The sequence below is a fragment of the Catenulispora yoronensis genome (assembly GCF_039531695.1).
GTDB classification, from domain to species: domain Bacteria; phylum Actinomycetota; class Actinomycetes; order Streptomycetales; family Catenulisporaceae; genus Catenulispora; species Catenulispora yoronensis.
The window spans coordinates 1-13,492 of sequence record NZ_BAAAQN010000047.1; the positions used below are offsets into that span (position 1 = coordinate 1).

Below are 13,492 nucleotides of genomic sequence, written 5' to 3' on the forward strand. Positions count from 1 at the left end.
GCCTCCCACAGAATCGGACCGACCCCCCACCCCGAAACTGCCACAAACAACGAACCCCCACACGCCCCAAGCACACCTATTTCCCCAGCTCAAAGACCCCGTTCGGAAAGACAACAGGCACTTGGCTCTGACTCGGCTCAGCTCTGACTCTCTTGCCTCAGCTCAACTCTGGCTCAGCTCTAACTCTCTTGGCTCAGCTCAACTCAGCTCTAACCAAAAATCGCATTCGAAATCCACCACACCCCCGCCGCACAAACCCCAGCACTAGGCAACGTGAACACCCAAGCGAAAAAGATGTTCCGCGCCACCCCCCACCGCACCGCGGACCGGCGCTTCGTCGCGCCCACACCCATGATCGACCCGGTAATAATCTGCGTCGTCGAAACCGGTGCCTTCCACACGAACGCCGTGAAGTAGAGCACTCCCGCAGCGACCGTCTCCGCGGCGAACCCGCGCGGCGGGTCCAGCTCGATGACCTTGCGTCCCAGGGTCCGCATGATCCGCCAGCCGCCCGAGTACGTCCCCAACGAGATCGCCGCCGCGCTCGAGAACAGTACCCAGTTCGGCACCGCGGACGTGGAGGTCGCGTGGCCGCCCGCGATCAGCGCCATCATTATCACGCCGATGGTCTTCTGGGCGTCCTGGATGCCGTGGCCCAATGCCATCGCCGCCGCGGACAGGGTCTGTGCCATCCGGAACCCGCGCGATACCCGTCCCGGGTGCGCGCGGCGGAACGCCCACAGCAGGCCGACCATCAGGAAGTACGCCAGGATGAACCCCGCGATCGGCGAGGTGAACATCGGCAGGATGACCTTCTCCCACACCCCGTGCCACTCCACGGTGATGCCGGCCGCCAGGCCCGCGCCGATCATGCCGCCGATCAGGGCGTGGGAGGAGGACGAGGGCAGGCCGTAGTACCAGGTCAGCAGGTTCCAGGCGATCGCGCCGATCAGCAGTGCGAACACCACGACCAGGCCGTCGGTGCCGCTGGGGACGACGATGATGCCCTTGGTGATCGTGGACGCCACGCCGCCGCCCAGCCGCAGGCCGATGTAGGAGCCCAGCAGGTTCATCACCGCGGCCATGATCAGTGCGATCCGCGGGGTCAGCGCCCGGGTGGACACCGAGGTGGCGATGGCGTTCGCCGAGTCGTGGAAACCGTTCGTATAGCTGAAGCCCAGAGCGACGACGACGACCGTCGCGAGGCCGAGCCACCCCACTCAGGACTCCTTGACGACGATGGACTCGACCGTGTTGGCCACGTGCTCGAAGGCGTCGGCGGCCCCCTCCAGGGAGTCCACCACCTCCTTGAGCTTCATCACCGTCAGGGCGTCGTACTCGCCGGAGAACAGGTGGGCGAGCAGCTTGCGGTAGGACTGGTCGGCGGCGTTCTCCAGCCGGTTGACCTCGATCCAGTACTCGGAGAGGTCCTTCATGGCGCGCAGCTTGCGCATCGCCTGCGCGGTCAGCTCCGCGGCCCGCACCAGGGTGTCCACCTGGTCGGCGACGCCGCTGGGCAGGGTCTCGACCCCGTAGAGGTTGACCAGGTCGACGGCCTCCTCCATCTCGTCCATCACATCGTCCAGGGACGAGGCCAGGGCGTAGATGTCTTCGCGGTCGAACGGCGTGATGAAGGAGGAATTGAGGGTGTTGTAGACCTTGTGCGTCGTCTCGTCGGCGGTGTGCTCGGCGGCGCGCATCCGTTCGGCGATGCGGGTCCGCTCGGCGGCCGCGCCCGGGCCGGCGGCCCCGAGCAGCTCGGTCAGCAGGTTAGCCCCGACCACGAGGTTGTCAGCCTGCTCGGCGAACAGGTCGTAGAAGCTGGTCTCCCTGGGGGTCAGACGCAGTTTCACAGGAAGTCTCCGGGTCTTCAGTTGCCGTTAATCCAGGCAGGGGCTGATCGTTCTGGCTTGTTCGCCGCAAAGATGCTAGGTGCTCAACCTACCGAGCGCACAACTGAGCCACTAGCTTGGCGGACGCCACCGAGGCCGTGTCCTGCCTCTCCTCGACGATCTTCGCGGCTCCGGATGTGATCTTCACCATCCTCGCCGACCCCGGGCCCGGGCGGAAGAGAGGGGTCTGGCCGACCCCGGGAGCGTCCCGCAGCAGGTTCGCAGTCAGGAACGGAGCGCGGACCACGCGCGACGGCATGGTTACAGGATGGTTATTGCGAGTTCATAACGCCGAGATCGTCTCAGCGGGTGGCCACCACCGACGGCTACCCTAAGTAATCACACCGAGTGGCCACAGCGACCAATCACCACAGACAGCTACGGCACCGGCTACGGCTATGGCACCGGCTAAAGCAGCCGGCTATAGCAGCCGCCTACAGCAACCGCCCCCAGCACCCACCTACGGCACCGAGTCGCCGCCACCCGCACCCGCACCCGGCCGCCGCGTCGCCGCCCGGGCCGAGGGGCCGTTCTTACCAGGGGTCAGTCCCAGCGCCTGGTCGATAACCGCCCAGTCCAGGCGCTTGCCGGCGGTCGGATGCGCGGCCACGGCCTGCAGCAGGTCGCCGTACAGAGTGATCTCGTCCAGCGCGGTGGAGTCGAACGCACTGGGCAGGGCACCGTAGCGGCCGTACGCCGAACCAGAGTCCTGCTGGTTGAGCATCATGGCTGGAAAGTCACCGCCCGTCCCGGTCGTCGCGGCCCTTGGGTCCCCGACGGTGGAGCCTATTGCGGGACCGCGCAGCCGGGTATGGCCCAACAGGACTATTTGTGAGTACCCGTGGGGCTAGATGGGTGAGCCGGCGGGGTGGTAGTGGCGGAATGCGACGTCCCGGACGCGCCACCCGCCGCCGTCCCGACGGCTCCGGGCGCCGTGCCCGCCCCCGAAGCCCCAGCTCCCGCCCCGGTCGCGGTCCCCGCGGCCCCCACCGCCGGCGCGGACGCCGGCGCACTCACCGTCACCGGCGTCCCGAATCCGAACAGCTCGGTCGCCGAAGTGACCTGCACCACAGTCTTGGCCGGTCCGGGCAGCGCGAAGGTGAACACCGACACGAAGCGGCGCAACCGGCCCTGCTCGTCCAGATAGGCGTCGAACGGGACCTTGGTGGTGCTGAACGCCTTCGCGGCGTTGCTCAGCCCCTGCTTCACCGCCGCCGCGTCCGCCGGCCGCACCCCGGCCGCCGGCGGCGCGTCGGCCGCCCGCTGGAGGTCCAGCGTGCCCTGATAGTGCGCCACCGGAACGCCCCGGACCTGGTCCTGCCCGACGAACCGGACCCCGGACTCGACCCCGGCCCCGGACTCGGCCCCAGCCCCGCCCCCAGCCCCGGCCCCGCCCCCGACCCCCGCCAGCATCGCGAACGTCATCGCCGGATCGGTGGCCCCGCCGGAGACCAGGTTGCCGTCCGAGGACCGGACGATGTCCATCCGCTCCCAGCCCTTGGCCGACGTCGCGGCGTTCGGCGCCGCGGCGGCCAGCCGCAGGTAGACCGAGGCCGGAGTCAGCACCTCCTCCATGCCGCCCTTGGCCGTCACCAGGTCGATCCGGCCGATCTGCCGGCCGAAGTCGAAGACCCCGGTGCCGTGCATGGTCTCGGTGCCGGCCGGCCGGGCCGGCGCCTTGCCCTGCGCCGGGATCGCCGGAGTGAGGACCGTGATCAGGGTGTCGACCTGCGCGGTGCCGGACTTGCCGGTCGCGGCGGGCGCCGCGCCGACCGCCGCCACCGGGGTCGCGTGCAGGTCCACCGCGTGCGCGGCGGTGCCGGAGGAGAACAGGTTCATGGTGCTCACAGCGACCACGGCCAGTCCGCAGACCGAGGAGACCCCGATGGCGATGCGGCGACGGTTCGACACGGCTTCCCCCTGGCTGGGTGGCTGGGCAGGCAATTCTCGGCTGCCCAACGAGCCCGGTCAGGACGGGTTACGTGCGATCGGGGGAGCGCCACCGGAATGGGCGACCCGGCCTCACCCGCGCGCCACGTACTCCCGCAGTGCCTCGGCGGTCTCCTCGTCGGCGGGGAAGAACGTCTCCAGCGTCAGATCCGCCAGCGTCAGGTCGATGGCCGAGCCGAACACCGCGGTGGTGCTGAAGAAGCTGAGGTTCCGGCCCTCACGCCGGAACCGGAACGGCACCACGACGCCGGCGTAGATGTCCGGCTCGGGATCGGGCTCCGGATGCGGATAGGCCAGGCACTCCTTCAGCAGCTCGGTGAGTTCGGCGTCCCCGGACGCCGCCGCGCGCCTGCTCAACGCCCGCAGCAGGCGGTCCCGGGCCTCGCCGTGGTTGATCAGGTGCGGGGCCAGGCCCTCCGGGTGCAGAGTGATCCGCAGCGTGTTGCCGCCGTCGGCGAGCAGGCGCGGGGAAACCATGTCGGTGAAAATCCCGACCGTCCGGTTCGCCTCGATGATGTTGTTGTGCTGGTCGTGCATCAGCGCCGGGTAGGGCAGGTGGCCGGTGAGCACCACGTCGATCGCCCGGCGCGCGGCCGCCATCTCCGGGCTGGCCAGCGGCCGGGCCTTGAACTCCGGGGCGTAGCCGGCCGCGACCAGCAATTTGTTGCGGTCGCGCAGCGGGATCTGGAGCTCGTCGGCCAGCCGCAGCACCATGTCACGGCTGGGTTTGGCGCGCCCGGTCTCCATGAAGCTGAGGTGGCGCGTGGACACGCCGCTGGCCGAGGACAGGTCGAGCTGGCTGATGTTGCGGGTCCGCCGCCACGCCTTCAGCATCACGCCGAAGTCGGCCGCCCCGGCCGCCGCGGCGGGCCGGGGCGCCGCGGTGCCGGTGCGGGGTGCGGCCATGGTCGCGGTACTCATGAACACCAATGTACGGAGCGCGGCCCCACTGTTCGATTGCCGCGGAGGCCCGACAGGACGATGCTGGGGGGATGGCGGCCAGGGGGGACACGCGGCCGGCTCCTGCGGGCACGATCCTGCACGGACGCGGACGCGAGCTCGAAACCATGAGGACCTTGATAGCGGCGGCGCGGGCCGGAAGCGGCGGCGTGCTGGTGGTCGAGGGTGAACCGGGCGCGGGCAAGAGCACGCTGCTGGAGGCGGCGGCGGCGCACGCGACCGGTTTCGAGGTGCTGCGCACGCGCGGCATCCAGTCGGAGGCGGAGCTGGCGTTCGCCGGCCTGAACGAGCTGCTCGCGCCGCTCGCGGACCTGGTCGGCGGCCTGCCGCCGGAGCAGCACCGCACGCTGCGCGCGGCGCTGGACGCCCGCGGCACCGGCGCGGCCGGGCAGCTGCCGCTGGCCACGGCGGTGCTGACGCTGCTGACCGTGGCCGCCCGCCGGAAACCGGTGCTGGTGCTGGTGGACGACGCGCATTGGCTCGACGCCTCGTCGCTGGCCGCGGTCGGTTTCGTCGCGCGCCGACTGACCTCGGCGCCGATCGCCCTGCTGGTGGCCCGGCGTGGTACGGAGCCCCAGGTCGGGGCGGCGGGTGCGGTGGAGCTGCGGCTGCGCGGGCTGGGCGCGGAGGCCGCGCGCGGCCTGCTGGCCGACCTCGGGGTGGAGGCGCGGGCCGGGGCGGGAAACCTCACGGACCTCAACGTCGACGACGACGGCCAGGACCGCCGGGACAGCGGCCACCGGGACAGCCGGGACGGCCGCCACCGGGACAGCGGCCACCGGGACGGCCAGGACGGCCCGCACCACAACGACCGGGACGCCGCCCACCACGACGCCGGCCGCGGCAGCCATCCCCCGTCCGCCGCGCACATGCGCCTGGCCGCGGACGAGTTCGACCGGCTGCTGGCCGAGACCCGCGGCAATCCGCTGGCGCTGATCGAGATGGCGCGGCTGGCCGCCTCGGGGGCGCTGGACCTGGCGTCGCTGGCCGGCGGACGCGAACCGCTGCCGTCGGGCGTGCAGCTCGCGGGGCTCTACCACGACCAGGTGGTGGCGCTCCCGGAGCGGACCCGGCGCGCCCTGCTCACCGCCGCGGCCTCCTTCACCGGGGACGCGACCCCGATCCAGGCGGCCCTGGACACGGCCCGGCTGACGCTGACCGATCTGGCCCCGGCCGAGCAGGCAGGATACGTCGAGCTCACCGACGGCACGGTCCGCTTCGCGCATCCCCTGCTGCGTTCGGCGATCTACCACGGCGCCGCCGACGACGACGTCCGCGACGCCCACGACCGGCTGGCCGCCGCGCTGTCCGCCACCGCCGGCCCGGCCGCGCGCGAGCAGCGCGCCTGGCACCGCAGCTACGCGACGGACAGCCTCGACCCGGCGGCCGCCACAGCGCTCGCCGAGGTCGCGGCCGCGGCGGCCCGGCGCGGCGCCCCGACCGCCGCGCGGCAGGCGTACCAGCGCGCGGCGACGATCGCGCCGGATCCGACGCCGTACTTGATCGAGGCGGCGGTGTGCGCGCGGGTGGAGGGCGACGCCGACGCGGCGCTGGATCTGCTCGACGCGGCGGAGGCGACGCTGAAGAAGCAGAAGGCTGATACAGCGGAGAGCCCCGCACCCTCCCCTTCACCCGCGGTCCTGCGGGCCCGGATCCGCACCGAGCGCTCCCGCGTCGACCTCTCGCGCACCGACCCGGCCCGCCTCATGACCGATCTGGCCGCGGCGGCCGAGACCGTCCCCGATCCCGCGCACGCCGCCGACCTCACCGTCGCCGCCACCGCGGCCGCGCTCCTCGGCGCGCACTACGGCCAGGCCCGCGTCCTGGCCGCGCTCGCGCTCGACCGCGCGGTCATGCCCGACACCCGCGCCGCCGCCCGCGCCGTCGCCGAGCATCTGGCGCTGCTGCTCGGCGACCCGGAGCCGGAACCGAAGCCGGAACCGAACCCGAAGCCGGAACCGAACCCGAAGCCGAATCCGGAACCGGAGCCCGAGCCCGGCTCACCCGACCCGGCGAATCTCGACACGCCGCTGGAAGCCCTCGTCTATCCGGCGTGGACCGCCGCCCTGCGCGGCCTGCCGTATCCGGCTCTGGCCCAGGCGGTCAAGGCCGCGCACGACGCCGGCGCCCGCTCCCGCCTCCCCGCGCTGCTGACCATGGCCGCCGAGTCGGACCAGCGGGCCGGGCATTGGGACGTCGCGCGCGGGCGCGCCCTGGCCGCCGCCGACATCGGCGCCGACCTCGGCCAGCCGCTGTGGCCGGCGCTGGCCCTGGCCGTCGCCGCGCGCATCGCGGCCTATCGCGGCGATCGCGGCGACTTCGCCGATCTCGAGTCCCGTCTCGCGGCGCTGCCGCCGGTCCCGGCCGACCATCCGGCCGAGCTGGCCTTCCGCCATGCCAAGGCGGTCCTGGCGCTGGACGACGACCAGGCGGACCGGGCGGCGGCCGTCGCCGAGCTCCAGGCCGTGGCGGAGGCGCTCCGGGTCCACGGCATCCGCCATCCGGCGTTCATCCCGGTCCGCGCCGACCTCGACGAACTCCTCAACCGCGATCCCGATCCGGACGACGCGGCCGGGCAGCAGGCCGACGGCCGGAGCGGCGGCGACCCGTTCCAGTCGGCGCGCCGCGACCTCCAGACGGCGCGCCGCCACCGCGAGCGCCGCCATCACGCCGAGGCCCGCACCCTTCTGGAACCGGCCCGCGACACCTTCCGCCGACTGCGCGCCCGCCGCTGGGAAGCGCTCTGCGAGGAGGAGCTGACGCATCTCGTCGCCGCCAAGGCTCCGGAGCCCAAGGGCCTCACGTCATACGAAACCCAGGTCGCCCGGCACGTCGGGGCCGGGCGCACGAACAACGAGACGGCGGCGGCGCTGTTCATCTCGCCGAAGACGGTGGAGTACCACCTGCGGAACCTCTACAAGAAGCTGGGCATCCGCTCGCGGACCGAGCTGGCCCGCATCGTCGCGACCTGGGAGGGCGACTAGTCATCTCGCCGCCGGCGACGCACCGATCTGCATCGCCATCTACATCGCCACCGCCATCGCCATCGCCACCGGCGACGCGTCCCCCTACATCGCCACCAGCGACACACCGATGAAGTGCAGCGCGAACGCCGCGATGGTCAGCGAGTGGAACACCTCGTGGAACCCGAACCAGCGCGGCGAGAAGTTCGGCCGCTTCGTCCCGTAGACCACCGCGCCGATGGAGTACAGCACGCCGCCGACGACCATCATCACCAGGATGGCGACGCCGCCGGTGTGCAGGAACTCGGGCAGGAAGAACACCGCGGCCCAGCCGAGCGCCACGTAGCACGGCGTGTAGATCCAGCGCGGCGCCTTGAGCCAGAACACGCGGAAGGCGATACCGGCCAGCGCGCCGATCCAGACCGTGTAGAACAGTGCGCGCTCGGCCGTGCCGTGCAGGAGCAGCACGGTGAACGGCGTATAGGTGCCGGCGATGATCAGGAAGATGTTGGCGTGGTCCAGCCGCCGCAGGATCGCCTCGCCGCGGTTGCCCCAGTTCCCCCGGTGGTACAGCGCCGAGGTCCCGAACAGCATCACCGCGGAGAAGGCGAAGACGGCCGACGCGATCCGCGCCCGGTCGTTGTCCGCCAGCGCGATCAGGACGATGCCCCCGGCCAGGGCCAGCGGGGCGGCGCACAAATGCAGCCAACCGCGCAGCTTCGGCTTCACCGGAGCGACGGCGTTCGATACTGCTTCGGCAAGCGGCGTCATGACTCGAAGGTAACTTACGCGACCGTAGGTTCGGAAGAGGCGTCCGAGGACTGGGAGAAAACGGTCCAGAAGCAATGAGATCTCAGCCCTCGGACCCGCCACTATGGCGCCCCGGGTGTGACGAACCAGCCATTGCCGACTATCCACCATGTGGACTGCCGTGGGTACACTCCCAACTACCCTCAACATTTCGACCGGGCCGCCACCAGTGCGGATGGGATGCGGCCCGGTGCCTTAGGAGCGCGCCATGACTGACGTGTCCAACAAAACCATGCCCTCGAACGGTGCCCCGGCGGCGATACCGGGCCTGGACGACGCCCCGACCGGTCACCAGGCCCTGAAATCCTGGGTCGCCGAGATCGCCGGACTCACCCGTCCGGACGCCGTCGTCTGGTGCGACGGGTCCGACGCCGAGTGGGAGCGGCTGACCGCGCTGCTCGTCGAGCAGGGCACCTTCACCCGGCTGAACGAGGCCAGGCGCCCGAACAGCTTCCTCGCCAAGTCCGACCCTGGCGACGTCGCCCGCGTGGAGGACCGGACCTTCATCTGCTCCGAACACGAGGCGGACGCCGGCCCCACCAACAACTGGATGGCCCCGGCCAAGATGAAGGGCATCCTCGGCGGCCTGTTCGCCGACGCCATGCGCGGCCGCACGATGTACGTGGTCCCGTTCTCGATGGGCCCGATCGGCTCGCCGCTGTCGGCCATCGGCGTGGAGCTCACCGACTCCCCGTACGTGGTGGTCTCGATGCGGGTCATGACCCGGATGGGCCAGCCGGTGCTGGACGAACTCGGCACCGACGGGGAGTTCGTCAAGGCCGCGCACACCGTCGGCGCGCCGCTGGAGCCCGGCCAGGCCGACGTGCCGTGGCCGTGCAGCACCACCAAGTACATCACCCACTTCCCGGAGACCCGCGAGATCTGGTCCTACGGCTCCGGCTACGGCGGCAACGCCCTGCTCGGCAAGAAGTGCTACGCGCTGCGCATCGCCTCGGTGATGGCCCGCGACGAGGGCTGGCTGGCCGAGCACATGCTGATCCTGAAGCTGACGCCGCCGAGCGGCGCGGCGAGGTACGTGGCCGCGGCGTTCCCGAGCGCCTGCGGCAAGACCAACCTGGCGATGCTCACCCCGACCATCCCGGGCTGGAAGGTGGAGACCGTCGGCGACGACATCGCCTGGATGCGGTTCGGCGCGGACGGCCGCCTGTACGCCATCAACCCGGAGGCCGGCTTCTTCGGCGTCGCCCCGGGCACCGGCCGGGAGACCAACGCCAACGCGGTCGACACCCTCTACGCGAACTCGGTGTTCACCAACGTCGCGCTGACCGACGACGGCGACGTCTGGTGGGAGGGCCTCACCGAGGAGCCGCCGGCGCACCTGACCGACTGGAAGGGCCGGGACTGGACCCCGGACAGCGCCGAGCCGGCCGCGCACCCCAACGCGCGGTTCTGCGTCCCGGCCGCGCAGTGCCCGACCATCGCCCCGGAGTGGGAGGACGCCGGCGGCGTCCCGATCTCGGCGATCCTGTTCGGCGGCCGCCGCGCCACCGCGGTCCCGCTGGTCACCGAGTCCTTCTCCTGGCAGCACGGCGTCTTCCTGGGCGCCAACGTGGCCAGCGAGAAGACCGCGGCGGCCGAGGGCACCGTCGGCGAGCTGCGCCACGACCCCTTCGCCATGCTGCCGTTCTGCGGCTACAACATGGGCGACTACTTCGGCCACTGGCTGAACGTCGGCCAGAAGGCCGAGGCCGAGAAGCTGCCGCGAATCTACTACGTCAACTGGTTCCGCAAGGGCGAGGGCGGCCGGTTCCTGTGGCCCGGCTTCGGCGAGAACAGCCGGGTCCTGAAGTGGATCGTGGAGCGGTTGGACGGCACCGCGGCCGGCGTCGAGACCCCGATCGGCGTGCTGCCCACGGCCGACGCGCTGGACCTGGACGGTCTGGACCTGCCCGCGGCCGACCTGGAGGTGCTGCTCAGTGTCGACCCGGAGATCTGGAAGCAGGAGGCGGCACAGATCCCGGCGCACTTCGGCCGGTTCGGCGAGCACCTGCCGACCGAGCTGACCGCCGAGTACGAGGCGCTGCTGGAGCGCCTGGAGGCGTGATACGGGAGCATCCGGCATCGTGATAGCACCATCACTGTTGGTGACGAACCGCCGGTGAGGACCCCAGGCCCGTCCCGATCGTCCGGGGCGGGCCTGATCCATGCGTACCCTGGAAGTGCGCGGCGTCTTCACGAAACCCCCACTGAGCGGTTTGCCCAGACCCGTGTCGAGAGGCCCCGCCTCTCCGATAGCCTCGGTCCGTCCACCAGCCCCGGGTAAGAAAGGCGCCTTGCTGTGAGCCTGCGAGACGTCGCCTACAGCCTGTACGAACGGCGCTTGGCGGCTCGCCTGCACACCGACGTCCAGCGCGGCAAGAAGAAGGTGCCCCGCCACATCGGCGTGATCATGGACGGCAACCGCCGCTGGGCCAAGCAGATGGGCGAGCAGATCGCCACCGGCCACCAGCGCGGGGCGGACAAGATCCACGAGGTCCTGAACTGGGCCGAGGAGGCCGGCGTCGAGACCGTCACGCTGTGGCTGTTCTCCACCGACAACTTCAACCGGCCCGCCGAGGAGCTCGGCGACCTGCTGCGGATCATCGAGGGCTCGGTGCGCTCGCTGGCCGACACCGGCCGCTGGCGGGTGCACCCGCTGGGCGCGCTGGACCTGATGCCGGCCGACTTCGCCCGGCACCTGAAGGAGATCGAGGAGCAGACCCGGGACAACCCGGGGATCCACGTCAACGTCGCCATCGGCTACGGCGGCCGCCGGGAGATCGCCGACGCGGTCCGCTCGCTGCTGGCCGACGCCGCGGCGCGCGGCACCTCGCTGGAGGACCTGGTCCAGGTCCTGGACGTCGAGCACATCACCGAGCATCTGTACACGCACGGCCAGCCGGACCCGGACCTGATCATAAGGACCTCCGGGGAGCAGCGGCTGAGCGGATTCATGCTCTGGCAGAGCGCGCACAGCGAGTTCTACTTCTGCGAGGCCTACTGGCCGGCGTTCCGGAAGGTCGACTTCCTGCGTGCGCTGCGCGACTACGCCAACCGGCACCGCCGTTACGGCGCCTGAAACGTCCGCGCATAGCGCGATCGCGGCGCGACCGCACCCTGAGACTCCGCCCGCATTCTGTTACGTACCGTTATCACACCAGCTCAGAACCGTGACAAGAAACGCTCCCTGGTTTAGTCCCATCAGGTGACGGGAACTTCCCAGACGTGCCGGAGGAGCAAGGTCGACTCACACAGATGGCTGTGACGGGTCTGCTCCCCGGCGTTTGTCGCTTCTGGGGAGACAGACAACAGTGGCAGCTACCCCTCGCCGCCGCGCCTCCAGCAAGGCCCGGCGCCGCACCCACGTCCTCGACACCAGCGTCCTGCTCGCCGATCCTTCGGCGCTGACCAGGTTCGCCGAACACGAGGTCGTCGTCCCGGTCGTCGTCGTCACCGAGTTGGAGGCCAAACGGCACCACCCCGAGCTCGGTTACTTCGCCCGCAACGCGTTGCGGATCCTGGACGAACTGCGCATCCAGCACGGGCGCCTCGACGCCCCCATCCCGGTCGGTTCCGCGGGCGGCACCCTGCGGGTCGAGCTCAACCACACCGACCCCAACGGCCTGCCGCCGGGCTTCCGCCTAGGCGACAACGACTCCCGGATCCTGGCCGTGGCCTGCAATCTGCAGGCCGAGGGCCTGGACGTGGTGCTGGTCAGCAAGGACCTGCCGATGCGGGTCAAGGCCAGCGCCGTGGGACTGCCCGCCGAGGAGTACCGCGCGGAGATCGCGCTGGAGGCCACCTCGGGCTGGACCGGCATGGCGGAGCTCGAGATCGCCGCCGACGCCGTGGACGACCTGTTCTCCGACGGCATCGCCGACATCGCCGAGGCCGCCGACCTGCCCTGCCACACCGGGCTGGTACTGCTCTCCGAACGCGGTAAGGCACTGGGCCGGGTCGCCCCCGACAAGAAGGTGCGGCTGGTGCGCGGCGACCGGGACGTCTTCGGGCTGCACGGCCGCTCGGCCGAGCAGCGCGTGGCGCTGGACCTGCTCCTGGACCCGGACGTGGGCATCGTCTCGCTCGGCGGCCGGGCCGGCACCGGGAAGTCGGCGCTGGCGCTGTGCGCCGGCCTGGAGTCGGTGATGGAGCGCCGTCTGCACCGCAAGGTCGTGGTGTTCCGGCCGCTGTACGCGGTCGGCGGCCAGGAGCTGGGCTACCTGCCCGGGACCGAGAACGAGAAGATGTCGCCCTGGGGCCAGGCGGTGTTCGACACCCTGTCGGCGCTCACCTCGCAGGCCGTCATCGACGAGGTGGTGGACCGCGGGATGCTCGAAGTGCTCCCGCTCACCCATATCCGCGGCCGGTCGCTGCACGACTCGTTCGTCATCGTCGACGAAGCGCAATCCCTCGAACGCAATGTGCTACTCACGGTGCTTTCCCGGATCGGCACCGGATCGCGGGTCGTTCTGACCCACGACGTGGCACAGCGTGACAATCTGCGTGTGGGGCGTTACGACGGAATCGTCTCGGTGGTGGAAAAGCTGAAAGGCCACCCCTTGTTCGCCCATGTCACCCTCACCCGCAGCGAGCGATCGCCGATCGCCGCTTTGGTGACAGAGTTGCTGGAGGAGCTGGCGGTCTGAGTGCGCACCCCCCACGTGCTGGGGTTATCACTCTGCGTCGACTGTGACGCAGGACACGCCGGAACAGGTTGAAATCGGACGAATGGCCCTGCATCGTCGAATGCGTAAGACCCCGCGTCTGGCAATCGCAATCGACGATCCAGGGCCATGAGGCCGCCGGCGCCGTAGGGATGGAATGGGATTCCGGTCCGATTCCACCTGACGCATTCGACGCAATCAGTGATTGCATTGTCACTATCCGTACCGGATAGGGAGTCGAGCCGCAGCGGGG

Annotated in this window: 10 protein-coding genes; 4 read left to right on the top strand and 6 right to left on the bottom strand. The window is 70.8% G+C overall.

Annotation, left to right across the window (positions count from 1 at the left end; genetic code table 11):
* Positions 1 to 209: 209 nt before the first annotated feature.
* The 5 genes from ABD481_RS31330 to ABD481_RS31350 form a co-directional block, all read right to left on the bottom strand.
* Entirely contained in the window at positions 210 to 1,220 is a 1,011-nt protein-coding gene (locus ABD481_RS31330) for an inorganic phosphate transporter (RefSeq protein WP_344669420.1), read from the bottom strand.
* Entirely contained in the window at positions 1,221 to 1,853 is a 633-nt protein-coding gene (locus tag ABD481_RS31335; RefSeq protein ID WP_344669421.1) for a DUF47 domain-containing protein, read from the bottom strand.
* 499 nt (positions 1,854 to 2,352) lie between these two features.
* Complete coding sequence (locus tag ABD481_RS31340; RefSeq protein ID WP_344669422.1) at positions 2,353 to 2,619, bottom strand: hypothetical protein; 267 nt, start codon at positions 2,617 to 2,619, stop codon at positions 2,353 to 2,355.
* 98 nt (positions 2,620 to 2,717) lie between these two features.
* Positions 2,718 to 3,803 (bottom strand): hypothetical protein, encoded by a 1,086-nt coding sequence (locus ABD481_RS31345; RefSeq protein WP_344669423.1) that lies wholly within the window; start codon positions 3,801 to 3,803, stop codon positions 2,718 to 2,720.
* A 111-nt stretch (positions 3,804 to 3,914) separates the two neighbouring features.
* Positions 3,915 to 4,763: a helix-turn-helix domain-containing protein gene (locus tag ABD481_RS31350; protein ID WP_486323367.1), complete on the bottom strand. Its 849-nt coding sequence runs from the start codon at positions 4,761 to 4,763 to the stop codon at positions 3,915 to 3,917.
* 71 nt (positions 4,764 to 4,834) lie between these two features.
* On the opposite strand from ABD481_RS31350, the gene ABD481_RS31355 reads away from it, so the two are divergent.
* The gene (locus ABD481_RS31355; RefSeq protein ID WP_344669424.1) at positions 4,835 to 7,786 is read left to right on the top strand and encodes a helix-turn-helix transcriptional regulator; all 2,952 of its coding nucleotides are present in this window, start codon (positions 4,835 to 4,837) and stop codon (positions 7,784 to 7,786) included.
* A gap of 84 nt (positions 7,787 to 7,870) precedes the next feature.
* Here ABD481_RS31355 and trhA read toward each other — a convergent pair whose 3' ends face one another.
* Positions 7,871 to 8,536, bottom strand: a complete 666-nt coding sequence (trhA, locus tag ABD481_RS31360) for a PAQR family membrane homeostasis protein TrhA (protein ID WP_344669425.1) — start codon at positions 8,534 to 8,536, stop codon at positions 7,871 to 7,873.
* A gap of 271 nt (positions 8,537 to 8,807) precedes the next feature.
* Between trhA and ABD481_RS31365 the strand changes: the two genes are divergently transcribed.
* The 3 genes from ABD481_RS31365 to phoH2 all read left to right on the top strand — a co-directional run bounded on the left by ABD481_RS31365 (position 8,808) and on the right by phoH2 (position 13,221).
* Positions 8,808 to 10,640 (top strand): phosphoenolpyruvate carboxykinase (GTP), encoded by a 1,833-nt coding sequence (locus ABD481_RS31365; RefSeq protein WP_344669506.1) that lies wholly within the window; start codon positions 8,808 to 8,810, stop codon positions 10,638 to 10,640.
* A gap of 234 nt (positions 10,641 to 10,874) precedes the next feature.
* Positions 10,875 to 11,654 carry an isoprenyl transferase gene (locus tag ABD481_RS31370; protein WP_344669426.1) on the top strand — a complete coding sequence of 260 codons (780 nt, stop codon included), beginning with the start codon at positions 10,875 to 10,877 and terminating at the stop codon, positions 11,652 to 11,654.
* Between the two features lie 232 nt (positions 11,655 to 11,886).
* A complete protein-coding gene (phoH2, locus tag ABD481_RS31375) occupies positions 11,887 to 13,221 on the top strand; it encodes an RNA 5'-3' helicase PhoH2 (protein WP_344669427.1) in 1,335 nt (444 codons plus the stop codon).
* Positions 13,222 to 13,492: the final 271 nt, after the last annotated feature.